Raw genomic sequence first — 23,216 nt, 5'->3', positions numbered from 1 at the left:
GCCGCAGCCACCGTGCCGGCGGTGCCGAAACGCACCTTGTCCACCCCCACGGCCATCGCGGCGGCCCTGTTGTTCTGCCTGGTGGCGGTGGCACTGGCGCTCACCAGTGGCAAGTACCCGCTCACGCTGCTGCAGCTGTGGCAGGCGCTGGCCAGGCCGTTCTCGCCGGCAGACGGCGCCCTGGTGTCCGAAGCGGTCCACACGGTGGTCTGGGAGGTGCGCCTGCCACGGGTGCTGGCCGGCGCACTGGTCGGCGCGGCGCTGGCAGCGGCGGGTGCCACCTACCAGGGCATGTTCCGCAACCCGCTGGTGTCGCCCGACATCCTGGGCGTTTCGGCGGGTGCGGGCCTGGGTGCCACGCTGGGCATCTTCCTTGGCGGCAGCGTGCTGCTGGTGCAGGTGCTGGCCTTCAGCGGCGGCATGCTCGCGGTGGCCGCGGTGTGGCTGGTGGCCGCTGCGGTGCGCCAGCACGAGCCGGTGCTGGTGCTGGTGCTCGCCGGCATCGCGGTCGGCACCCTGCTGGGTGCGGGCATCTCCCTGCTCAAGGTGCTGGCCGACCCCTACACGCAGCTCGCGTCCATCACCTTCTGGTTGCTGGGCGGGTTGAGTGCGGTCACGCGCGGTGACCTGCTCACCACCGCGCCGCTGCTGCTCGCGGGTCTGTTGCCCATGGTGCTGCTGCGCTGGCGCGTGAACCTGCTGAGCCTGAGCGACGACGAAGCGCTGGCGCTCGGTGTGGACGTGCGCCGCATGCGCCTGTTCATGATCGCCGCCGCCACGCTGATGACGGCGGCCGCCGTCTCCATCACCGGCATCATCGGCTGGGTCGGGCTGGTGGTGCCACACGCCGCACGCCTGCTGGTCGGGCCCGACTTCGGCCGCCTGCTGCCAGTGGCGCTACTGCTGGGGGCCGGCTTCGTGGTGCTGGCCGACACGCTCGCACGCAACACCACCGGCATGGAGCTGCCCCTGGGCGTGGTGACCGCGCTGGTTGGCGCGCCCTGTTTCCTCTGGCTGCTGGCACGCAGCGGGCGGCGCGCATGACACACACCGGCATGCCAGACACGCCCGGCACCCGCACGCCGATTGCGCTGCAGGCGCGCGACCTGCGCATTGGTCACGGCCGCCGCGTGGTGGCCGAGGGCCTCACGCTGGACATGGCACCGGGCGAAATCATCGCCCTGCTGGGGCCCAACGGCGGCGGCAAGACCACCCTGTTCCGTACCCTGCTGGGACTGCTGCCACCGCTGGGCGGTGAGCTCACGCTGGACCACAAGCCGCTGCAGCAATGGCCGCGCCGCGCGCTGGCGCAACGCATCGGCTACGTGCCCCAGGCCGGCGCCAGTGTGTTTCCCTACACTGTGTTCGACACCGTGCTGATGGGCCGCGCCGCGCGCCTGCCGCTGCTGGCCCAACCCGGTGCGGCCGACCGCGCGTTTGCAGAACACTGCATGGAGTTGCTGGGCATCGTGCAACTCGCGCAGCGCTCGCTCAATGAAATCAGCGGCGGTGAACGCCAGCTGGCCCTGATCGCGCGCGCACTGGCCCAGCAACCCGGCCTGCTGATCATGGACGAGCCCACGGCCAGCCTGGACTTCGGCAACCAGCAACGCGTGCTCGATCAGATCCAGCGCCTGCGCGGCGAAGGCATGGCCGTGCTGCTGTCCACCCACCAGCCCGAGCACGCCCTGGCCGTGGCCGACCGCATCGCCCTGCTGCACGCGGGCTGCATGAGCGGGCCGGGCCCGGTGGCCGAGATCGCCACGGCACACCGGCTCGCCGAGCTGTACGGCGTGACACCCCGGCAACTGCGCGACCGGATGCCACGCGCGTGGTCCGAGCTGCAAGAGTCCCATGCAACCCGGGACCCACTGGAGGACACACCATGATCGAATGCCAAGCCATCGGTACCGTGCGAAGCCGTTTTCTGGACCCGGTGGGCATGCCGATCCAGACCGCGGCGGTGCCCGACGAAGCCGGGCGCGTCGAGCTGTTGCCGGCCTTTGCACCGGGGCTCAAGGACATCGAGGGGTTCGAGTTCCTGATCCTCATCACGCACCTGCACCGCGTGACGCAGGAGCGTCTGGAAGTCGTGCCCTTCCTGGACGACGTCGCACACGGCGTGTTTGCCACCCGGGCGCCGACACGGCCCAACCGCCTCGGCCTGTCCGTCGTGAGACTCGAACGTGTTGAAGGCACGGTCTTGCACTTCACCGGCAGCGACATGCTGGACGGCACACCGGTGCTGGACATCAAACCCTACGTGCCGCGGTTCGATGCACGCGAGACGCAGCGCATCGGCTGGTTCTCCCGTCGCATCGACGCGGTGGCCGGTGTGCGCGCGGACAATCGCATGGGATGAGGGCTCGGCAGGGGCTTGCGGCGACCGACACCAGACCGTCATGCAAGCTTTTTAACGTGGGGACTTTGCACCGGAGCCTCCCCACCATGCGGATTCATCACGCGGGCTTTCTTACGACCAGGCTGGCCGGCATTGCGCTGATGCTCACACTGGCCTTGGGCAGCGGCGCGGCCATCGGCAAGGACGATGCGCCGGACACCATCGGCTCCCTGCGGTTGATCGGTATGTACACCATCCCGACCGGCACCCTGTTCGACGGCGTGGAGTTCGGTGGCATCTCGGGCATCGACCGCGCGCCCGATGGCCGCTACTGGGCCATCTCGGACGACCGGGGTGGCGAACGCGGCACGCCGCGTTTCTACGCGCTGCAGATTGGCTTTGACCTGAACGCATTCCACAACGTCAACATCGAGAAGATGGTTTACCTGCGGGGGCCGGACGGCGAGGTGCTGTCCAGCGCGGCACGCACCGTCGACCCCGAAGGCATCCGGCTGGCACCCAACGGCCACCTGTACATCAGCAGCGAGGGCAACTGGAGTGCCACACCGGGCGCACGGTTCCAGCCCTTCGTGCGCGAGTTCCGCACCGATGGCAGCTTCGTGCGCGCCTTCGACATTCCCCCGGCTTTCCACTACGTCGACAACACCACGTCGGGCGGGCGCAGCAACAAGCTGTTCGAGGCCCTGGCACGCACACCCGATGGCACGGTGTTCACCGCCAACGAAGACGCGCTGATCCAGGACGGCCCCACCAGCAGTCTGCACGCCGGCAGCGTGTTGCGCGTGCTGAAGCTCGACCCGGCCAGCGGCCAAGCCGTGGCGCAATACGCCTACGCGCTGCCGCGCATCCCGATGGACCAGGCGCCGACTGGCCGCTTCCCGCCCGACAACGGGCTGACCGAGCTGCTGGCGGTGTCAGACACCGAGTTCATCGCGCTGGAGCGCGCGTACGCAGACGGCGTGGGCAACACCATCCGCCTCGTGCTCACCCGCATCGAGCCGGACACTACGGACGTGAGCGATCTCAAAAGCCTGGTGAATACCAGCTACCAGCCGATGAGCCGCAGGCTGCTGCTGGAGATGCCCATCACACACGAAGGCGTGCGGCTCGACAACATGGAAGGTCTCAGTTGGGGGCCACCCCTGTCCAACGGACATCGCAGCCTGTTGCTGGTCTCGGACAACAACTTCTCGCCCCTGCAGTCAACGCTGTTCATGGCGTTTGAAGTGCGGCCCGGCCAGGGCACGCCGCAACGCTGAGCGTCCGTCCGTTCGTGCTCGTATGAGCACCGGCCCCACGAAGCCGCGAAGCCCCCAAAGCCCGCCATCGAGCGGGCTTCTTTCTTTCACATCAGCGTGCCGGGCGCCGATTGGCGCTCGTGGAGCAGCGCCATCACGGCGTCGCCCAGCAGCTTGAGTTCCGCGAGTTTCTCCGGGCACACCGTCCTGGGTCGCATGTCGTAGGCACACAAGGTGCCGATGGTCTCGCCGTCAACCACCAGGCGCGCCGCAGCGTAGAAGCGGATGTGCGGTGCGCCCACCACCAGCGGGTGTGCCGCGAAGCGGGGGTCTGCGGTGGTGTCTTCGGCCACCACCACGTCATCACCACTGTGCAGGACCACCTCACAGAACGAGGTGGTGGCGGGTGACTCGGTGAATGGCAGCCCGACGACGGATTTGAACCAGTCGCGGTGCTCGTCCAGGATGTTGACCATCGCAATCGGCACATCCAGCCCCTTCGCCAGCGCGCGGGTGAGATCGTCGTAGGCGGTCTCCGGAGCGGTCTCCAGAATCATCAAATGCTTGAGCCGTTCGAGACGTGCAGAGTGTTGACGCATGGCGGCCTCTAGGTTGGATGGAGCAAACCGATATTACCCGCCGAGTCGCCGTTCCCTGCCGGACGCCGCCTCCGTGCAAGTGCCCGCGCCGGTGTCCATCAAGGCGCCGAGGCGAAAGGCAACAGGAAGAAGGACGGTCCGGGGACGATCTGCGTCAACACAGGCCGACCCGAGCACTTCAGAACAAAAGAATCCCCGCTCGCTGGCGGGGATCCGGAATTGGTGTCCCGATACTTTGTACCCGTCAGGACCAGCGGTAAGGTGATGGTAGTCACGCCCCGGCAACAACGCGTAGGCCAGGCGCCATGCCCGGTGTAGGACTGCGCCGACAGGTGCTCGTACACGTTGTGTTCGCAGCCTCTTCGTGACGGTTCACCGCACCCACCGTGGCGATGTGAGGGGCAGCGGCGTTGGCGCCCTTCACCGCCTGCAAGCGGTTCAAGCCTGCGGCACGTCGGTCCGCGGTGATGCAGCGGTCTGCAACATCCATTCGTGCGCCGGGTCGTTCTTGAAAACCCACTGCCGCCCGGGCCCGGCCATCACGTTCAGGTAGTACAGCTTGTAGCCGTGTGGCGCCACCACCGGGTGGTAGCCGCGCGGCACCATCACCGTGTCGTGGTTCTCCACCGCCATGGCTTCGTCCAGGCTGCGGTCGTCGGTGTACACGCGCTGGAAGGCGAAGCCCTGTGGCGGATCAACCCGGTGGTAATAGGTCTCTTCGAGCTGCGTCTCTTCCGGCAGCGCATCGCGGTCGTGTTTGTGAGGCGGGTAGCTGGACGAATGGCCGGCGGGCGTCACCACTTCCACCACCAGCAGGTGGGCGGCGGTCGGGTCGTTGTGCGGCAAGATGTCGCAGATGTAGCGCGTGTTGCTGCCCTTGCCGCGCTCGGACCGGGTCATGCCCGCCGGGTCGAGCCGGCGCACCTGGCGCTGCGTCGGCCCCGCCGGCGCGCTGCACAGCGCCACTTCCGCAGCGCGGCTGGCCTGCACAGTCACCTGGCAACCACCCGGCACAAAGAGCGCCGCCGGAGCAACGGGATCGAACACGCTGTCGCGCGTGCCCATGTCGGCATACGGCACACCGTCCACCTCCACCTGGGCGGTGCCGGTCAGCACCACCAGACACAGTTCACGATCACCGGTGTGCAGTGTTTCCTGTTCGCCCGCGCTCAGCCGCAAGACCCGGAAACCCACGTGCTGCCAACCGGCCGACGCGGGCGTCACCTCCACCACCGTGCGCCCCTGCGGCGCGGCCTTGACCAGAAGCGGGCTGCGTGCCATCAAACCACCTCCGCCGTCCTGGCGTTGAGCCGGGCCACGATGTCGCGCAGTGTCTCGAAGCCCTTCTTGGCATAGCGGTAACTGGGCGCCACCGCAGGGTCCTGCTCGGCCTCGACCACCAGCCAGCCCTGGTAACCCCCGTCGTGCAGCACGGTGAGCACTTCGTCAAAGTCGATACCGCCATCGCCCGGCACGGTGAAGGCGCCATTGAGCACGCTGTCGAGGAACGACCAGCCATCGTTGCGCGCACGTCGCACCATGTCGACCCGCACGTCCTTGCAGTGCACATGCACCACCCGGTGCACATGCCGCCGCAGCAGGTCGGCCGGCTTTTCCGCGCCGCCGAAAAACGCGTGGCCGGTGTCGAACAGCAGACCCACGCAGGCGGGATCGGTGAGCGCCATCAGCGTGTCCACATCCCGGGGCGTCTCCACGTACGCACCCATGTGGTGGTGGTAGGCCAGCGTGATGCCGTGCTTCACGCTCAGGTGCTCGCCAAATGCGTTGAGCTTTCGCGCGTACTCCTTCCATTGCCCGTCGTGCAGGAAGCTGGGGCGGCGGTTCAGTGCGGTGCCGCGCTGGCCCTGGATGGAGCCGGCGACCTCACCGTAGACCACCACATCGCAGCCGTTGAGGCGCAGCTTCTCCATGTGCGCCTCGCAGTTTTCGATTTCGCTGTCGAGCTGGCCGGTCGCCAGTGTGCCGGAGTACCAGCCCGACACACAGGCGAGGCCGTGCTCCGCCAGCCGGCGCTGCAGCACCATCGGGTCTTTGGGAAAGCTGCTGCCCAGCTCGAAGCCGGCATAACCGATCTGCGCCCCTTCTCTCAGGATCGAGTCGAGTGCGGTGCCTGCACCCAGCGACGGCAAATCGTCGTTGATCCAGGACAGCGGGTTGATGCCGATTCTGACGTTCCAAGACATGAGGAAACTCCTTTTTGGTATGTATGTGTATGTGTTGTTCGTGTGTGCGGTTCAGGGCGCGGATGTCACCGGAACTGGCCACTGAAGCGCTCGACCCTGTCGACGTTGATCCGGTTGACAAATCCCGGCCCGGAGTGGACGTGGCGGGTATCGCCGCTGCGCAGCGACAAACCGTACCGGGACATGCGCTGGTGCAGGACGGCATTGCTGTACACCGCCATCTTCAATGCCATGACACTGGTGCCTTTTGGCCAGCGCACCACCTGCGCCATCAGGGCGATCGACAGGTAACCCTGCAGATACGGTTGCTGGTCAATCGAAAAAAGCACCGAGCCGCTGCGGATGCCCTCCACGATGTCGGACGATATGTCGAAGGACACCAGCGGCGGCACCTTGCCAGACTTCACAAGCCGCGAGGCCGCGAGCACGGGGTGCGCCGACGTGGGTCCCAGTGCCAGAAAAACGTCAGCGCCTGGTGTCTTCTGCAACGCAGCGGCCACGGTGGCCTGGTTGCCGGCGCCATCGCCGGTGAGCGGCACCACCGTCATGCGCCCCTGCTCACCCAGGCCCGCCAGAAAGCCTTCGCAGCGCTCCGCTGCCGCGGGGTTGGACGGGTAGTGGTTGAAGCAGATGAAGGAATGGGCACCCAGCTTCGCCATTTCCTGTCCAGCGGCTTTGCCGGCAATGAACTCCGGCTGGCCAATGTGCAGGATCGCGCCCACGCTCTCGCTCTGCGCTTCCGAGCCCGAGTTGACGGTGATCAGGGGCAGCTTGCGCTCGCGCAAGGCCATCAACGCTGGGCTGAGCTTGGCGTAGTCCGCGATCGTGGAGATGACCCCGACATACCGGCTGGCATCGAGGCCATCCAGAATTTTCACCATGCCGGCAATGCTGCCGTCCGACGGATTCAGGTAGTCGACCTCGACACCAAAATCCTCACTGGCATGTTTGATTGCGTTGCGCACCACGTTCCACCAGACATCGCTGTCTGGTGCGTGGCTCACGAAGGCCATGCGCAGCGGCGCGCGTGCGTCATCGGCCCAGGCCATCGACGCAGCCGACAGAGCGCCTGCAAGCAGCAGGCGTCTAGTCTGCGATGGCTCGCGTTTCATCTCGCCTGCACCTTTTTGGCCGAGGCATAACGCTCGCGCGCCTGACGCACCTCGGCACGGGAAGACACCTCCGGCACGGCCACCTCCCACCAGCAGCCACCGTCACCGGTATGGCGTTCGGCCGTGGTGTCGATAACCAGCACCGAGGTGCGATCCGACGCGCGTGACTCGGCCAGCGCGGCCCGCAAGCCCTGCACGTCCGGCACATGCACGGCGTGCGCGCCCATGCTGCGCGCGTGCGCAGCAAAGTCGATGTTGCTCGCCTGGCCGCCCTCGGGCACGCAGTCGTCGAGCATGTTGTTGAAGGGTTCACCACCGGTGGCGCGCTGCAGGCGGTGAATGCAGCCATAACCCCGGTTGTCCAGCACCACCACGATGAGCTTTCTGCCCAGCAGCACCGCCGTGGCGATCTCCGAGTTGAGCATCATGTAGGAGCCGTCGCCCACCATCACCACGACTTCCTTGTCGGGACAGGCCAGCTTGACGCCCAGGCCTCCGGCGATCTCGTAGCCCATGGTGGAGTAGCCGTATTCCATGTGGTAGCCACCCGGTACGCCCGCGCGCCAGAGCTTGTGCAATTCGGCCGGCAAGGTGCCGGCGGCGCACACCACGATGTCGTTGCGTGGCGAGTCGGCAGCCGAGTCGCGCACCGCGCCGATCACTTCCGCGTCGTAGGGCAGCGCATCCTGCGGTGGCGCAGCGCGGGTCAGCGCGGTCACGCGTTCGCGCCAGGCATCGGCGCTCTGGCGGTTTCGTGTGGTCCACGCGGGATCGGCGAGCCATTGGCCCTGCAACTGCTGCAGGTGCTGCAAGGTCAGCTGCGCGTCGGCCACCACCGTCACGCCATGGTGTTTGGCGGCATCGAGCGCCTGCACGTTGATGCCGAGCACAGGCCGGTTGGCGAACAGGCTGTTGGACCCGGTGGTGAAATCCTGCAGGCGGCTGCCCACGGCCAGGATCAGGTCGGCTTGCGCTGCGGCTTCGTTGGCTGCGGGCGAGCCGGTGACACCGATGGCCCCCAGGTTGAGCGGATGGTCCCAGGCCAGGCTGCCCTTGCCAGCCTGGGTTTCGGCGACCGGAATGCCGAAGCGTTTCGAGAACTCGGCCAAAGATGCGGAGGCCCCGCTGTAGAGCACCCCGCCGCCAGCCACGATGAGCGGCTTGCTCGCGCGGCGCAACAAGTCCACCGCGCGTTCCAGCTCCCAGGCATCCCCAGGCAGGCGGCGAAAACGCAGGGTCTCGGGTTGCAGGAAGGCCGTGGGGCAATCGAAGGCCTCGGTCTGCACGTCCTGCGGCAAGGCCAGGCACACCGGCCCGCAGTTCGCCGGGTCGGTCATGACCTGCAGCGCGCGCGGCAAGGCGGTGAGCAGCTGCTCAGGCCGCATGAGGCGGTCAAAGTACCGCGTGACCGGACGCAGGCAGTCGTTGACGCTCAGGTCGCCGTGGTGGAAGTCTTCCAGTTGCTGCAGCACCGGATCGGGTGCACGCGAGGCGAACACGTCGCCCGGCAACATGAGCAGTGGCAGCCGGTTGACGTGCGCCATGGCGGCGGCGGTGACCAGGTTGGTGGCGCCCGGCCCGATGGAGGTCGTGACCGCCATGATGCGGCGGCGGAAATTCGCCTTGGCAAACGCCACGGCGGCGTGGGCCATGCCCTGCTCGGTGTGCGCGCGGTAGGTCGGCAAGGCATCGCGTTCGGCCGCCAGTGCTTCGCCCAGGCCCGCGACGTTGCCGTGGCCGAAGATGGCGAACACGCCACCCAGATAAGGCACCACGCTGCCGTCTGCCGTTTCCACCCGCAGTGCAGCGATATGGCGCACCAGCGCCTGGGCCATGGTGATACGCGTCGTGCTCATGCGGTCACCTGCAGAGGTGCTGGCGCGCCGGTGACGGCTGGCGCGCGTGAATCGCCCCAGGCCTCCACCAGCAGGCTGAATTTGCGCGCCACATCGGACACCAGACCCTCGTCGTCGAGTTCGCCCTTGAGCCAGCGCAGGCTTGCGTCGGCCCACAACGTGCGTCCGACCATGAAGCCCTTGACGACCGGATTGGTCGCGCCCGCGAAGCTCTTCACGAGGTATTCCATCGGTTCGTTCAGGCCCAGGATCACCACGCCCCGGCAGGCCGGATCGCGTTGGGCGATCAGCTCCGCCAGGCTGTCCCACGCGCTCGGGTGCAGCGGAGCGAGCTTCCACCATTCGGGCTTGAAGCCCAGGTTGTACAGCCGGCTGATGGTGCGCAGCACCGCCTCGTCGCGCGAGATGGTGCCGTCTGCCGCCGGCAACGAATCGCGCGGTGGAATGATCTCCAGCAGCAGCTCATGGCCGCTGGCACGGGTCGCTTCCCACAGCGTGCGCAGTTGCTCTTCCTGCTCAACCCGCAGGCTGCTGGCGTCATCGGGGTGGTAATACACCAGGCACTTGACGACATGTTCGGCCGGCCAGTGCACGAACTGCGAGGCCACCGAGGCGGTGCCGTCAAAACGCAGGGGACGCGACAAGGGGCGCTCCACCGGGCGACCCACCCACCAGCCCCGTCCGGTGGCCGCGGCCAGCGCGTCCACACCGTAGGTGCCGTCGATCAGCACGCCCACCCGGCCTTGCAACGCATGGCTGGCTTCCACCCGTTCAACCACAGTGACCAGCAGCCGCTTGAGTTCGTGCAGCCGCGCTTCGTCACACCCGGCCTGTTGCGCCAGCTCGAGGAACTGGGCCCGATGGTCAAACGCCAGTACCGCGAGCGAGGGCCAGGCATGCCGCGCCACCGTGGTGCGGTGCAGGTGCGCCAGCCCGGCATCGGCATCCACTTTGGGCAGGCGATCGCCGGCCATCCAGTGGTCGATCTCAGCCGGTGTGGGCATGGCGTCGGAACAACCGTGGCGCGAGACCACGATGGCACCGCAGGCATTGGCCAGGCGCGCGGCCTGTTCGAACGGCATGCCGCGCAACAGGCCGGTCATCAAGCCGGCCGCGAAGGCATCGCCAGCGCCGAGCACGTTCAGCACCTCCACCCGTTCGCCACGCACAGTGGTGGCGTCTTCGATGCGCTCGGGCACCGCATCCGGAATGAAGCAGCAGCCCAGTGCACCGAGCTTGACGACCATGGCGGCCGGTGTCACCGCGCGCACCGCGCGCAGCGAGGCCATCAGGTCGTTCGGCACACCGCCCGCGATGAGGAATTCCTCTTCGGTGCCGATCAACAGATCAAACTGCGGCAGCATCGCCTGCAGGCGATGCGTCACCGAAGCGTCGGCGACGAAGCGGTTGGCGCCCTCGCCTCGTTTCGTCAGACCCCACAGCACCGGCCGGTAGTCGATGTCGAGCACGCGGAGCACGCCGTTTCGCGCAGCGTGTTCCAGCGCGAAACGCGATGCGGCCAGCACCCCCTGCGTGCTCAGATGGGTACCGGTGATCAGCAGGGCGCGGCAGTCGGCGATGAAGCTGGCGTCGATGGCGGCCGCGTCGAGCGCCATGTCTGCGCAGTTCTCGCGATAGAACAGCAGCGGGAAGGTGTCGCGGTCTTTCAGGCCCAGCAGCACCAGGGCGGTCAACCGGTCCGGGTCGATCTGCACCTGCGAGGTGTTGCAACCTTCGCGTTGCAGGCTCTCGATGAGGAAGCGCCCCATCTGCTCGTCGCCCACCCGCGACACCATGGCGGCGCGCAGCCCCAGGCGCGCCGCGCCGAAGGCGATGTTGGCCGAACTGCCACCGAGGTACTTGGAGAAGCTAGTGGCGTCCTCCAGGCGGCTGCCGTACTGCTGTGCATACAGGTCGACGGCAAGCCGGCCCAGGCAGGCCAGGTCAAAACGCCGACCAGCGGGAATGGAGAACGGATACAGGTGGTTCTTGGACATGGTGGTTCAGGACGGACGGATACACAACGGCCACACGCATCCGGCGCGAGGCGGAGCATGGGTCGGATCAGGGTGTCGCATGGCAAGCTCTAGCAGCTGTTGCCGGTGTCAGTGCCTGGCGCCGCGGCGCGATTTGGCGTAGGTGTCGAAGGCCACCGCGATCACGATGATCACGCCGATCACGACCTGCTGGTAGTAGGCCGAGACGTTCATCATCACCAGGCCGTTGAGCAGCACACCCAGCAGCAGGGAGCCGATGATGGTGCCGCCCACGCCACCCAGGCCACCGAACAGGCTGGTGCCGCCGATCACCACCGCAGCGATGACGCGCAATTCGTACGACACGCCCGCCACCGCTTCGGCCGAGCCCAGCCGCGCCGCCAGCAGAAAGCCGCTCAGCCCGGCGAGCAGGCCGACGATGACGTACACGCTGGCCACGATGCGTTTCACGTTCAGCCCCGACAGGCGCGCGGCCTCCGGGTTGCCGCCGACGGCATAGACCGAGCGGCCATAACGGGTGTAGCGCAGGGTGATGTAGCCGACCAGGCAGACGATGAGGAACACCAGCACCGGCACCGGCAGGCCGAACACATCGCCGCGGCCCCACCAGCGAAAACCTTCGTCGAAGCCGGAGATCGGGCCACCGTCGTTCAGGATCAGGGTGGCTCCGCGCCAGATCGTCATGCCCCCCAGAGTCACGATGAAGGGTGGCACGTTGAGCGCCGTGATGGTCTTGCCGTGCAAATAGCCTGCCGCGGTGCCGACGGCGCAGGCCGTGATCAAGGCCACCAGCCATCCGTAGGGAAAATCCACCCCCAGCGCGACCACCGCGGTGGCCGCGCACATGGCGGCGAAGGCGAGCAAGGAGCCCACCGCCAGATCCACGCCGGCGGTCAGGATCACGAAGGTCATGCCCACCGCGATGATGCCGTAGATGGACACCTCGGTGAGGATGTTGGAGACGTTGCGCATCGAGATGAAGCGGGGGTTCTGCGTTGCAAAGAGCACCACCAGCAGCACCAGAAACAGCAGAACGCCATAGCGCTCCAGAAAGCCCACCAGATCGAACTTCGCCTCTTGAGTCGCGTTCGCGCGTGCCGTGATATCGGTCATGTGTTGTCCCCTGGATATGTCTGTAACGTTCATGCGGCAAGTGGCTGCACGGTTCTGAGCTGCCTGAGCATGCCCAACGGGCGCTCGATACCGAGTGCCATCAGGCTCATCAGCTGTTCTTCGGTGGCCTGGTGCGCCGGCACGGAGCCGGTGATGGCACCGTTCTTGAAAGTCACGATGCGGTCGCTCACGGCCATGATCTCGGGCAACTCCGACGAGATCACGATCACCGCGACACCTTGTTCGGCCATGTCGAACAGCACCTGATGCACCTCGGCCTTGGCGCTCACGTCGATGCCGCGGGTGGGCTCGTCAACGATCAGCACCTTGGGGTGCAGCGCCATGCAGCGCGCCAGCAGCACTTTCTGCTGGTTGCCGCCGGAAAGGGTGCCGATCATCACCTTGTCGCTGGCCATCTTGATGGACAGCTTGCGGCGGTATTCCTCCACCATCCGGGTCTCGGCCGATTCGTCCACGAACCAGCGCAGCTTCGACAACCGGCCCAGGCTGGGCAGCGTCATGTTCTGGCGGATCGAGTGGGCGAGAAAACAGCCTTGCTGCTTGCGGTCTTCGGGCACCAGCATGATGCCGGCGCGCATGCCGTCCTGAGGGGAGCGAAGGATGAGGCGCCGGTTCATGACGCGCACCGTGCCCGAGTCGCAGGGATCGGCGCCGAAGATCACGCGGGCCAGTTCGGTACGACCTGCACCCACCAGGCCGGCAAAACCGACGATTTCACCCGCGCGCACCTGCACCGAGAGGTTGTTCAGCGGCGTGGAGCTCACCCCCGCGACAGGCCGGGTGCGCGTGATGCCATCAACTTGCAACACCACCTCACCCAGCCTGTCCGGGGGCTTCCGCTTCGCTCCCACGACCTCCCTCCCCACCATTTGCTTCACGATGTCGTTGACGCTCACGTCAGCGACCGCACCCGAGGTGACAAAGCGGCCGTCGCGGAACACCGAATAGCGGTCGCAAAGGGCTTTGACTTCGTTGAGCTTGTGCGATACGTAGATGATGCTCAGCCCGCGCGCGCGCAGGTCGCGCACGATGTTGAGCAGTTGATCCACCTCACGACCGCTCAGCGCGGCCGTGGGTTCGTCCATGATGATCAGCTTGGCCTGCAGCGTCATGGCCTTAGTGATTTCGACCAGTTGCTGCTTGGCCACGCTGAGCGTTCGCACCTCGTCCCGGGGGTTGAGGTCGACGTTGAGGTCGCGAATGATGCGACCGGCCTCGGAAAACAGCCGGGCCCAGTGGATCAGCCCGTTGCGCAGAGGCTCGCGGCCGATGAAGAGGTTTTCTGCCACCGTCAGACCCGGCAGGAGGTTGAACTCCTGGTAGATCGTGACGATGCCGCGTTGCTGGCGTTGCAACGGCGTGTCGGACGCGCTCAGCGTCTGGCCGTCAAACACGATGCTGCCTGTATCGGCCGCCTGCGCACCGGACAGGATCTTCAGCAAGGTCGACTTGCCAGCGCCGTTTTCTCCCAACAGCGCGTGCACTTCGCCGCGGCGGACCTCAAGCTGCACACCGCCCAGCGCCTTGACGCCGGGAAACGATTTGCAGATGTCCTGCACGCTCAACAACGGGCTCTCCATCATGACTCCTTAAACGGGCCTCGTCGGTCGGTGTTACTTCACTTCGCCGATGCGCGCCGCTGCCGACAGGTTGTCCGAGGTGATCAACACGGGTTCGATCGCGGAAGAGCGGATTGCCGTCTTGTTCCTCAGCTGGCCCACCAGCAACTGGAGCGCGGTGCGGATCTGCTTGCCCGGGCTTTGTTCGACGGTGACAGCCATCTCGCCATCGCGCACCTTGCGGAGTGCATCGGGCGCGGCGTCATAGCCCAGCACCTTGATGCCCGCCTTGGTCAGGCCCGCCGACTGGATCGCCTCGACCGCACCCAGCGCCATGTCGTCGTTGGCGGCCAGGATCACTTGCGGCGGGTTGCCGCTGAGCGAGGTGAGGATGTTCTGCGTGACCGTCAGGCCCTGGTCGCGTGCCCAGTTGGCGGTCTGCTCGGCCACGATCTTGTACTTCGGACCGGCCTTCGCGAACGTGTCGCGAACGCCCTTGGCACGGTCGATGGCGGAGCTGCTGCCGGGCTGGCCGGTCAGGAACACGATGCGTGCGCCGTTGGGGAAGTTCTTGACCACCCACTCGGCCAGCATGCGCCCGCCGGCCACGTTGTCGGCGCCCACGTGGGGAATCGGCGTCTTCGCGCCATCGACACGACGGTCCACCGTCACCACCGGCACCTTGTCGGCCAGGATTTCGTTGATGGCAGGCACCATGGCCGTGACATCGGTGGGCGCAATGATGATGCCGTCCACCCCCTGCGTCAGTGCGTTGGCCACATCAGAAGTCTGCTTGGGCGAGCTGCCCTGGCCATCAACCACCGTCAGCTTGACGTTGAGCTTCTTCGCTTCGTCCTGCAGCTCGCGGTTCATGAACACAAAGAACGGTTCGGCCATGTTGTGAAACAAAGCCGCCACACGTTCGTTGTCTGCGTGGGCCGGCGTGACCGAAACCAGTGTCGACGCGGCCACGGTGCAAATAGCACACACAGCGCGCAAGGAAAAACGAGTCTTCATGGATCTGTCTCCTGTTGAAAAGAATGGTCCGCCGGATCCAGAACCGGTTTTGACAACCAGCCCCCTTCTCGATCCGACGCAGCGTCATCTTAAGAAGACTCACCCGAAAATGAAATATCTTTTCTGTTTTTTTTCTAAGTGAAAACCCTATTCTGTTTTTGTCGACGGATCAGGAAAATCCCGGGCAATCCCTTAGCCCTTTCTTTCATCCCGTTCCCTTCCTTTACCCATCTGTCCAACATGAAACACGTCGCAGTTCTGGGTGCAGGCCGCATCGGCCGCATCCACGCCACCAACCTCAGCCAGCTCGCTGGCATCACGCTGAGCGCGGTGTGCGATACCGCTCCGGATATGGCCGAGTCGCTCGCGCAACGCCTGAACACCCAGGCACGATCCATCGACGCGGTCTTTGCCGACCCGACCATCGACGCGGTGGTCATCGCCTCGCCCACCAGCACGCACAGCGACCTGATCCAGCGCTCCGCGCAGGCGGGCAAACACATCTTTTGCGAGAAGCCGATCGACCTCTCGACGCAGCGCGCGCTGGCCTGCGCGACCAGCGTCGAACAGGCCGGCGTGGCCTGCATGCTGGGCTTTCAGCGCCGCTTCGATCCCACCTTCGAATCCATCCAGCAGCGGCTGGCGCGTGGCGACATCGGCAAGGCCGAGATGCTGATCATCACCAGCCGCGATCCCGGCGCACCACCGGTGGACTACCTGCGCCAGTCGGGCGGCGTGTTCCGCGACATGCTGATTCACGACTTCGACATGTTCCGCTGGATGCTGGACGACGACGCGGTGTGGCTCAGCGCCACCGGCGCCTGCCTGACCGATCCCGCCATCGCCGAAGCCGGCGACATCGACAGCGCCGTGGTCAGCATCCGCACGCGTTCGGGGCGTCTGTGCCAGATCAACACCTCCAGGCGCGCCGCCTATGGCTATGACCAGCGCCTCGAAGTCCTGGGCTCCACCGGCCTGCTCGCCGCGGGCAACGTGCGCCCGGTCGAAGTCACGCACATGGACGCGAACGGCACCACGGGCGCGAACCCGGAAGCCTTTTTCCTGGAGCGCTATCGCGTGGCCTACCAACGCGAACTGGCCCACTTTTTCGAGACCCTGCAATCGGGCGGCGCATTCCGCACGAGCATCCACGACGGTGTTGCCGCCCAGCGCCTCGCCGACGCGGCCGCACAGTCGCTGGCCACCGGCCAGGCCGTGCAGCTCGATGCGGCCGAAGGATCTTCCAAGCCACGCAGCGGAGCCGCAGCATGACGTCACGCGCGCCGCTTCGCATCGGCATTGCCGGCCTGGGCCGGCTCGGCTGGCGCCACGCAGAGAACATCGCGTACAGCATCCGCGACGCCCGTCTGGTCTGCGCCTGCAGCCCGGTGCGCACTGAACTTGAGGCCGCCAGCTCACGGCTGGGCGTCGAGCGCACCACCACCTCGTTCGAGGAAATGATCCAGTCCCCCGACATCGACGCCGTCGTGCTGGTCACCCCCACCTCACTGCACGCCGAACAGACCATTGCGGCGCTGGAAGCGGGAAAACACGTGTTCGTCGAGAAGCCCCTGGCGCTGGACGTGGCGGACTGCGAGCGGGTGCAGGCCGTGGCCGCGCGCCACCCTGGCCTGGTGGCCATGGTCGGCTTCGTGCGGCGTTTCGACCCCAGCTACCGCGAGGCACATGACCGGCTCCAGCGCGGCGCCATCGGCAAGCCTTTCTTCGTGCGCTCGCAGACCTGTGACCTGAACGACCCGTCCGGCTTTTTCGTGCAGTACGCCGCACACTCGGGCGGCCTGTTCATGGATTGCAGCGTGCACGACATCGACCTGGCGCGCTGGATGCTGGGCAATCCACGCGCCGAGCGCGTGTACGCCACCGGCACCATCGCCATGCACCCGGGCCTGGCCAAGCACCAGGACGTCGACAACGGTTTCGCGCTGGTCGACTTCGAAGGCGGCGGTCGCGCGGCGTTCTATGCCTCGCGCACCTTCGCCCATGGTCACGAAACGCAGACCGAAGTGATCGGCACCGCCGGCAAGCTGCTGGTCGGCCATGGTGCCGCGCGCGACCGCCTCGTCACCAGCGACGCGCAAGGCACCCACCACGCCAGCGTGGCCGACTTCTTCGAGCGCTTCGAAAACGCCTTTCTGCAGGAGATGACGGCCTTCGTCAGCGCCTGCCGGGGTGAGACGGCGCTGGAGCTGACGCTGGCCGATGCCACCGAAGCCAGCCGCATCGGACAAGCCATCACCCGCTCGCTGCGCAGCGGGCAGGTCGAACGGGTCCTGCAGCCCTGAGGGCGCGGGCCACGTGGGGCGTCAGCAGTCTGGTGACATGAACTCTAGAATGGGTAGAAAAGTTTTTTCAGCATGCTGACCTGCCCCATGATCGTCACCGAATACCCCCCCACCACGGCCCCTCAGCTGCTCACGGCGATCTCGGCCCAATACGGGTCCTTGAGCCGTCAGCTCAAGCTGATCGGCCGCTACGTCGAAACCCACCGCGAACACCTGGGCATCGAGGGCATTCAGGAAGTGGCCGCGGCCTGCAACGTGCAGCCCTCTGCCGTCGTCCGGTTTGCCAAACACTTCGGCTTCTCCGGCTACTCGGAAATGCAGCGGCTGTTCCGCACCGCGATCTCGCAACAGATCGCACCGGGCCGCAACTACCAGGCACGCATCCGCGACGTGATCGAGGTCGGCGCGCCGATGACCAGCATCCAGATCGCGCAGGACTTCCTCAAGGGCAGCATCGCCGGCATGCAGCAATTGCAGGAGTCGCTGGAACGAACCGATCTGGACCGCGCAGTGCAACTGCTGGCAGACGCCGATGCGGTCTGGCTGGTGGGCATGCGCCGCTCCTACCCGGTGGCGGCCTATCTTGAGTATTCGCTGCAGCACACCGACAAGCGCGTGACGCTGGTCGGAGGCCTCGGCAGCATGCAGGAAGGCCAGTTGCGCGCCCTGCGTACGGGTGAGGTGATGCTGGCGATTTCCTTCGCGCCCTACGCCCAGGAAACGCTGTCCGTGGTCAACGCTGCCCACGCCGCCGGTGCGCGTGTGATCGCCATCTCCGACAGCCGCCTGAGCCCCCTGGCCGAACTGTCCGAGGTGGTGTTGACGGTACAGGAGAACGCACCCTTTGGCTTCCGCTCGCTCACCAGCGTCTTCGGCCTGGCCCAGAGCCTGTTCATCGCGCTCTCGTACCGGCTGGAACTGCTGCCCAAGCCCTGATGGCCCTTTGGCGCCGCTGACGTGGAGACCGACGTGATATCACCGGAAATCGCTAGCGCTTTAGAACGTGTGGCACCCGTTTTTTTCGACGATTCACCCCCCATTTTTAGTAGGAAGTGAAAAAATAGCGCTTTTTCACTATCCTACGTATCTGCAGCAACACAGAAACGACGCCGAGGAAAAGCATGAGACTGATCAGGCTGTGCTGGAGTGATACCGCCCGTGTGGCCAAGCACGGGCAGGATGCCTCAACCAAGTGGTTCACCTGCGATCCGAGCACGCTCAAGGACTTCGAGGCCCTCTGTGAAGCCGGCAACCGTGACCACGGCGTGGATTCGCACTGGATTGAACAATGGGAAATGGTGGGGATCGACAGTCAGCGCAAACGTCAGCGGGCCACCGCCCGCCCTGCCACGCAGACCACGATCTGAAGATGGCCGCCCGAGCGGCCCAATGACACACGTTCACGTTGCCGCGCGCCAGGTCTGGATGCGCAGGCACAAAAAGGCGCTCGCTGCGCAGCGATGGTGTGCTTCGACTCAACGACCCTGGAGACGCAGATGAACACCCGGCCCAGTGAGCACCATCACATTCCCAGAACCGAACAATCCCTGCACATGGCGCGCATCTGCTGTGCGCCCGAAGTCAGCAAACTCAAGAAGGAAGACATCACCTCCAGCCAGTGGGGCGAGGTGGATGCGGCGCGGCTGGAAGGCCTGCGGGCCTTGGTCATCGCCGGCAACGAGTTGTTCGGATTCGGTACGCACTGGATCGAAATGCGCGAGGCACCGCCCGAGCCCACCAGATGACGCCACCCAACCCCCACCTTCACTGCCACCGCCCGCAATCTTGCGGGCTTTTTTACGCCCGGTGCCGCGGCACCAGTCAGCCCCGGCGGGCAGTGCAATGGCGCAGCGGCGCGCCGCCTCCCGCCTCTCATCAAACAGGGGGCTGTGTCCTGCCGCGCCAGTGACGCACCGTGAACGGCAGGAAGGGCCGGTGGTCCTTGGCGGCGGCCGCGGCATCGGGCGTGGACCCGAAGTCGCCCCAGCCCGGCTCGTCCGGGTGCGCGCCCCAGTGGCGGTAGCCGTGCTGCAGCACGCCATGGCTCTCGCCGGGAATGCCCAGGGCCGTGGTCTCGTAAACGCCCTCGCGGGCAGGGTTGCCGTTGGTCTCGGTCGTGAACCAGGGTGTGAGTTCGGTTGACATGGTGTGACCTCGGAGAAAACAGGGCTTCCAGCATAGAAGCGGGTGTTTGCGACGACTGTTCGCTGGCCCACCTTGGCGCCGGGAGCACGCCAGGCATCCACGGTTGCACAAGGCTTTTCAGGTTGCGCCGCAAGCTTTTCTCATGGCATGGATTCCGGGGCCTACAAACGTCTCAGGCGTTGTCCTACAAGCCGTTGGTGCTTGCTCCGACGCGCCGCACACGGGCCAGCGGAGACACTGGCTTCACGGCACCCAAACGCCAACACAACACACAGGAGCCCACCTTGTCCCACCTCACGCAACATCGGCACCCGCCCCTTTGCAGCGAACGCAGCCTCTCCTTGCAGGCCCAGAGGAGCAACGGGCACATGACCTGGCACAGCCGCCACAGCGCTGTGCCGGTCTCCTGACCAGTCACGCTGTCACACATCATCTCCAGTCACTCGCGAGAGTGAGCCTCCCCCCCGAGGTTTTGCCCGCTTAGGCGGGCTTTTTTACGTCTGTCGCCGGTACGGGTGTGGCCGGGGTATCAGGCCTTGGGCTGGTACACGATGATCGCCATGCCCAGCACGGCCACGGCCACGCCCGCCGCGTCCCAGGCGGTGGGGCGGATGCCGTCCACCGACCACAACCAGGCCAGCGCCACCGTCACGTACACGCCGCCGTAGGCCGCATAGACGCGGCCCGAGGCCGCTTCGTGCAGGGTGAGCAGCCAGACAAACAGCACCAGGCTGAGCGCCGCGGCCGGCAACAGGAGCCAACCCGGGCCCTGCTGGCGCAGCCAGAGCAGCGGCAGGTAACAGCCGACGATTTCGGCCACGGCGGTGGCCATGTAGAGCAGCAGGGTCTTCACCGTCGGTGTGCCCCTGGCTGCTGCTGGCTCACTGCGGCGTGAGCAGCGCCAGCCCGCCCATGTAGGGGCGCAGCACCTCGGGCACGGTCACGCTGCCATCGGCGTTCTGGAAGTTCTCCAGCACCGCCACCAGCGCACGGCCGACCGCCAGGCCCGAGCCGTTGAGCGTGTGCACCAGCTCGTTCTTGCCGGCCGCGTTCTTGAAGCGGGCCTGCAGGCGGCGCGCCTGAAAGGCCTCGCAGTTGGAGACCGAGCTGATCTCGCGGTAGGTGCCTTGCGCCGGCACCCACACCTCCAGGTCGTGCGTGCGGCTGGCGCCAAAACCCATGTCGCCGCTGCAGAGCACGATCACGCGGTATGGCAGGCCGAGCTTTTGCAGCACGGCTTCGGCGTGGCCGGTCATGGCGTCGAGGGCTTCGTAGCTCTTCTCGGGGTGCACGATCTGCACCATCTCGACCTTGTCGAACTGGTGCTGGCGGATCATGCCGCGCGTGTCGCGCCCGGCGCTGCCAGCTTCAGAGCGGAAGCACGGGGTGTGTGCGGTGAGTTTGATCGGCAGTTCGGCCTCGGCCACCACGGTGTCGCGCACGGTGTTGGTCAGGGTGATTTCGCTGGTGGAGATGAGGTAGAGCGCCTGCGTGTCGGGCACTTCCTCGCCTTCCTGGCCGCCCTTCTTCACGGCGAACATGTCACCCTCGAACTTGGGCAGCTGGCCGGTGCCGAGCAGCGTTTCGGCGTTGACGATGTACGGCGTGTAGCACTCGGTGTAGCCGTGCTCCTGCGTCTGCACGTCGAGCATGAACTGCGCGAGCGCGCGGTGCAGGCGTGCGATCGGGCCACGCATGAAGGTGAAGCGCGAGCCGGCGAGCTTGCTGCCGGTCTCGAAGTCCAGGCCCAGCTTTTCGCCGATGTCGACGTGGTCACGCAGCTCAAAGTCGAACTGGCGCGGTGTGCCCCAGCGGCGCAGCTCCACGTTGGCGCTTTCGTCGGCGCCCACCGGCACGCTCTCGTGCGGCAGGTTGGGCACCGCCAGCAGCAGGCCTTGCAATTCGGTCTGGATCACATCCAGCCGCGCCGCCGAGCTTTCGAGTTCGGTCTTGAAGGCCGCCACTTGCGCCATGGCCGCATCGGCCTCGGCGTGCTGGCCCTTGCCCTTGAGCATGCCGATCTGCTTGGACAGCGTGTTGCGCTGGCTCTGCAGTTCTTCGGTGCGGGTTTGCAGCGCCTTGCGCTCGGACTCCAGCGCCTGGTAGGCGGCCACGTCCAGGTAGGGCTGGGGTTGCTTGCGGGTTTGCAGGCGCGCGACGACCCCGTCGAGGTCTTTTCTCAGTTGAACGATGTCTAACATGCAGCGATTGTAGTTTTGCGCCCCGATGGAGCGCGGGCAGGCGCGAGCGCGTTCAGCGCAGGTGTTCCAGCGGATTGGTGTCTTCGCCTTCGATCTTCAGGCCCTTGGGCAGCGGGAACTTGATGGTTTCGGTCAGGCCGTCCATGGTGCGCACGGAGATCGCACCCAGCTCCTTGATGCGCTCGATCACCTGGCGCACCAGGATCTCGGGCGCCGAAGCACCGGCCGTCAGCCCCACGCGGGCCTTGCCCTCGAACCACTCGGCGCGCAGCTCGTCGGCGCTGTCCACCATGTGGCTGGGCGTGCCGAGCTTGACCGCCAGCTCACGCAGGCGGTTGCTGTTGGAACTGGTCGGGCTGCCGACCACGATCACGATGTCCACCTGCGGGCTCAGGATCTTCACCGCGTCCTGCCGGTTCTGCGTGGCGTAGCAGATGTCCTGCTGCTTGGGCTCGCGCACGCTCGGGAACCGCGCTTTCACGGCGTTGAGGATTTCCGCCGCGTCGTCCACCGACAGCGTGGTCTGCGTCACCACCGCCAGCTTCTCGGTCTGCGCCGGCATCGCGCGGGCCACGTCGGCCACGTCTTCTACCAGGTGGATGCCGCTGTCGAGCTGGCCCATGGTGCCTTCCACCTCGGGGTGGCCCTTGTGGCCGATCATGATGAACTCGTAGCCTTCGCGGTGCAGCTTGGCCACCTCCACGTGCACCTTGGTCACCAGCGGGCAGGTGGCATCAAAGATGTGAAAGCCGCGTTGCTTGGCCTCTTGCTGGATCGCCTTGCTCACGCCGTGCGCGGAAAACACCAGCGTGGCACCCGGCGGCACATCGGACAGCTCTTCAATGAAGATCGCGCCCTTGGCCTTGAGGTCGTTCACCACGTAGGTGTTGTGCACGATCTCGTGGCGCACGTAGATGGGCCGGCCGAACTTGGCCAGCGCGCGCTCGACGATTTCAATGGCGCGGTCCACGCCGGCGCAAAAGCCGCGCGGCTCGGCCAGCAGAATTTCCTGGGATCCGGTCATCAGAGCACCCCGATCAGTTGCACTTCAAAGCGCACCGGCTGACCGGCCAGCGGATGGTTGAAGTCGAACAGCACCGCGCCGTCTTCACGCACCTCCACGGCCGAACCGGCGTAACTGCCAAGGCCGTCGGGCGTGGGGAACTGCACCACGTCGCCGGCGGCGTACTGCTCGTGCGGGTCACCCAGCTCGTTCAGCAGCTTGCGCGCCACCCACTGCACCATGTCGGGCTGGCGTTCGCCAAACGCCTCGCCGGCGGCGAGGTCGATCACGGTGCGCGTGCCCTCCTCCAGGCCGATAAGGCGCTGCTCGATGGCCGGCGACAGCTCGCCCGCGCCCAGGCTGAGCGTGGCGGGCTTGCCCTCGAAGGTGTCGATGATCACCTGACCCTGCGGACCGGACATGCGGTAGTGCAAGGTGAGAAAAGAGCCGTCTTGGACTTGGGGCATGGCGTGGGGGGACAACATA

At 66.2% G+C, this 23,216-nt stretch carries 23 protein-coding genes; 9 read left to right on the top strand and 14 right to left on the bottom strand.

Translation table 11 applies throughout. From position 1 onward, the window contains the following. The first annotated feature begins 21 nt into the window (after positions 1-21). From HPA01S_RS02715 to HPA01S_RS02700, 4 genes are all read left to right on the top strand, one after another. Positions 22-1,044, top strand: a complete 1,023-nt coding sequence (locus HPA01S_RS02715; RefSeq protein ID WP_370670978.1) for a FecCD family ABC transporter permease — start codon at positions 22-24, stop codon at positions 1,042-1,044. Positions 1,045-1,055: 11 nt separating this feature from the next. Next, positions 1,056-1,889 carry an ABC transporter ATP-binding protein gene (locus tag HPA01S_RS02710; protein ID WP_066266735.1) on the top strand — a complete coding sequence of 278 codons (834 nt, stop codon included), beginning with the start codon at positions 1,056-1,058 and terminating at the stop codon, positions 1,887-1,889. After that, positions 1,886-2,362 (top strand): tRNA (N6-threonylcarbamoyladenosine(37)-N6)-methyltransferase TrmO, encoded by a 477-nt coding sequence (gene tsaA, locus HPA01S_RS02705; protein ID WP_066266329.1) that lies wholly within the window; start codon positions 1,886-1,888, stop codon positions 2,360-2,362. Before HPA01S_RS02710 ends, tsaA begins: the two co-directional genes overlap by 4 nt. 86 nt (positions 2,363-2,448) lie before the next feature. Beyond that, complete coding sequence (locus HPA01S_RS02700) at positions 2,449-3,621, top strand: esterase-like activity of phytase family protein (RefSeq protein WP_157084875.1); 1,173 nt, start codon at positions 2,449-2,451, stop codon at positions 3,619-3,621. 86 nt (positions 3,622-3,707) lie between these two features. Here the strand turns inward: HPA01S_RS02700 and HPA01S_RS02695 are convergent, their stop codons facing one another. The 9 genes from HPA01S_RS02695 to HPA01S_RS02655 form a co-directional block, all read right to left on the bottom strand. Next, the gene (locus HPA01S_RS02695) at positions 3,708-4,157 is read right to left on the bottom strand and encodes a GAF domain-containing protein (RefSeq protein WP_066266326.1); all 450 of its coding nucleotides are present in this window, start codon (positions 4,155-4,157) and stop codon (positions 3,708-3,710) included. 480 nt (positions 4,158-4,637) lie between these two features. Continuing rightward, entirely contained in the window at positions 4,638-5,480 is an 843-nt protein-coding gene (gene iolB, locus HPA01S_RS02690) for a 5-deoxy-glucuronate isomerase (RefSeq protein ID WP_066266324.1), read from the bottom strand. Further along, on the bottom strand, positions 5,480-6,403 hold the full coding sequence (gene iolE, locus HPA01S_RS02685; protein ID WP_066266322.1) for a myo-inosose-2 dehydratase: 924 nt from the start codon (positions 6,401-6,403) through the stop codon (positions 5,480-5,482). The genes iolB and iolE overlap by 1 nt, the downstream gene beginning before the upstream one ends. Positions 6,404-6,468: 65 nt before the next feature. After that, positions 6,469-7,515, bottom strand: a complete 1,047-nt coding sequence (locus HPA01S_RS02680) for a substrate-binding domain-containing protein (RefSeq protein ID WP_084360410.1) — start codon at positions 7,513-7,515, stop codon at positions 6,469-6,471. Continuing rightward, on the bottom strand, positions 7,512-9,371 hold the full coding sequence (gene iolD, locus HPA01S_RS02675; protein ID WP_066266315.1) for a 3D-(3,5/4)-trihydroxycyclohexane-1,2-dione acylhydrolase (decyclizing): 1,860 nt from the start codon (positions 9,369-9,371) through the stop codon (positions 7,512-7,514). Before iolD ends, HPA01S_RS02680 begins: the two co-directional genes overlap by 4 nt. Beyond that, on the bottom strand, positions 9,368-11,353 hold the full coding sequence (locus HPA01S_RS02670) for a bifunctional 5-dehydro-2-deoxygluconokinase/5-dehydro-2-deoxyphosphogluconate aldolase (protein ID WP_157084888.1): 1,986 nt from the start codon (positions 11,351-11,353) through the stop codon (positions 9,368-9,370). The genes iolD and HPA01S_RS02670 overlap by 4 nt, the downstream gene beginning before the upstream one ends. A gap of 123 nt (positions 11,354-11,476) precedes the next feature. Further along, entirely contained in the window at positions 11,477-12,481 is a 1,005-nt protein-coding gene (locus HPA01S_RS02665) for an ABC transporter permease (RefSeq protein WP_066266312.1), read from the bottom strand. Positions 12,482-12,510: 29 nt separating this feature from the next. Then, complete coding sequence (locus tag HPA01S_RS02660) at positions 12,511-14,085, bottom strand: sugar ABC transporter ATP-binding protein (RefSeq protein ID WP_218005316.1); 1,575 nt, start codon at positions 14,083-14,085, stop codon at positions 12,511-12,513. Between the two features lie 30 nt (positions 14,086-14,115). Further along, positions 14,116-15,078, bottom strand: a complete 963-nt coding sequence (locus HPA01S_RS02655) for a sugar ABC transporter substrate-binding protein (protein WP_066266310.1) — start codon at positions 15,076-15,078, stop codon at positions 14,116-14,118. 240 nt (positions 15,079-15,318) lie between these two features. On the opposite strand from HPA01S_RS02655, the gene iolG reads away from it, so the two are divergent. The 5 genes from iolG to HPA01S_RS02630 all read left to right on the top strand — a co-directional run bounded on the left by iolG (position 15,319) and on the right by HPA01S_RS02630 (position 19,126). Beyond that, positions 15,319-16,350 (top strand): inositol 2-dehydrogenase, encoded by a 1,032-nt coding sequence (gene iolG / locus HPA01S_RS02650; protein ID WP_066266306.1) that lies wholly within the window; start codon positions 15,319-15,321, stop codon positions 16,348-16,350. Next, positions 16,347-17,381 carry a Gfo/Idh/MocA family oxidoreductase gene (locus HPA01S_RS02645; RefSeq protein WP_066266303.1) on the top strand — a complete coding sequence of 345 codons (1,035 nt, stop codon included), beginning with the start codon at positions 16,347-16,349 and terminating at the stop codon, positions 17,379-17,381. Before iolG ends, HPA01S_RS02645 begins: the two co-directional genes overlap by 4 nt. Before the next feature lie 87 nt (positions 17,382-17,468). Further along, complete coding sequence (locus HPA01S_RS02640) at positions 17,469-18,317, top strand: MurR/RpiR family transcriptional regulator (RefSeq protein WP_066266727.1); 849 nt, start codon at positions 17,469-17,471, stop codon at positions 18,315-18,317. Between the two features lie 185 nt (positions 18,318-18,502). Next, positions 18,503-18,748 carry a hypothetical protein gene (locus tag HPA01S_RS02635; RefSeq protein WP_066266300.1) on the top strand — a complete coding sequence of 82 codons (246 nt, stop codon included), beginning with the start codon at positions 18,503-18,505 and terminating at the stop codon, positions 18,746-18,748. 129 nt (positions 18,749-18,877) lie between these two features. Further along, positions 18,878-19,126 carry a hypothetical protein gene (locus tag HPA01S_RS02630; RefSeq protein ID WP_066266298.1) on the top strand — a complete coding sequence of 83 codons (249 nt, stop codon included), beginning with the start codon at positions 18,878-18,880 and terminating at the stop codon, positions 19,124-19,126. Between the two features lie 130 nt (positions 19,127-19,256). Here the strand turns inward: HPA01S_RS02630 and HPA01S_RS02625 are convergent, their stop codons facing one another. The 5 genes from HPA01S_RS02625 to HPA01S_RS02605 all read right to left on the bottom strand — a co-directional run bounded on the left by HPA01S_RS02625 (position 19,257) and on the right by HPA01S_RS02605 (position 23,197). Continuing rightward, positions 19,257-19,526, bottom strand: a complete 270-nt coding sequence (locus tag HPA01S_RS02625; protein WP_066266297.1) for a hypothetical protein — start codon at positions 19,524-19,526, stop codon at positions 19,257-19,259. Between the two features lie 529 nt (positions 19,527-20,055). Beyond that, positions 20,056-20,379, bottom strand: a complete 324-nt coding sequence (locus HPA01S_RS02620; protein ID WP_066266296.1) for a YnfA family protein — start codon at positions 20,377-20,379, stop codon at positions 20,056-20,058. A 28-nt stretch (positions 20,380-20,407) separates the two neighbouring features. Next, positions 20,408-21,727, bottom strand: coding sequence for a serine--tRNA ligase (serS, locus tag HPA01S_RS02615; protein ID WP_066266293.1), 1,320 nt, complete (start codon positions 21,725-21,727; stop codon positions 20,408-20,410). A gap of 52 nt (positions 21,728-21,779) precedes the next feature. Beyond that, positions 21,780-22,751, bottom strand: coding sequence for a 4-hydroxy-3-methylbut-2-enyl diphosphate reductase (ispH, locus tag HPA01S_RS02610; RefSeq protein ID WP_066266291.1), 972 nt, complete (start codon positions 22,749-22,751; stop codon positions 21,780-21,782). Next, positions 22,751-23,197, bottom strand: coding sequence for an FKBP-type peptidyl-prolyl cis-trans isomerase (locus HPA01S_RS02605; RefSeq protein WP_370670976.1), 447 nt, complete (start codon positions 23,195-23,197; stop codon positions 22,751-22,753). The genes ispH and HPA01S_RS02605 overlap by 1 nt, the downstream gene beginning before the upstream one ends. Positions 23,198-23,216 lie beyond the last annotated feature (19 nt).

It is taken from the genome of Hydrogenophaga palleronii NBRC 102513, from assembly GCF_001571225.1.
GTDB classification, from domain to species: domain Bacteria; phylum Pseudomonadota; class Gammaproteobacteria; order Burkholderiales; family Burkholderiaceae_C; genus Hydrogenophaga; species Hydrogenophaga palleronii.
This window is presented reverse-complemented; position numbering and strand designations above follow the sequence as displayed.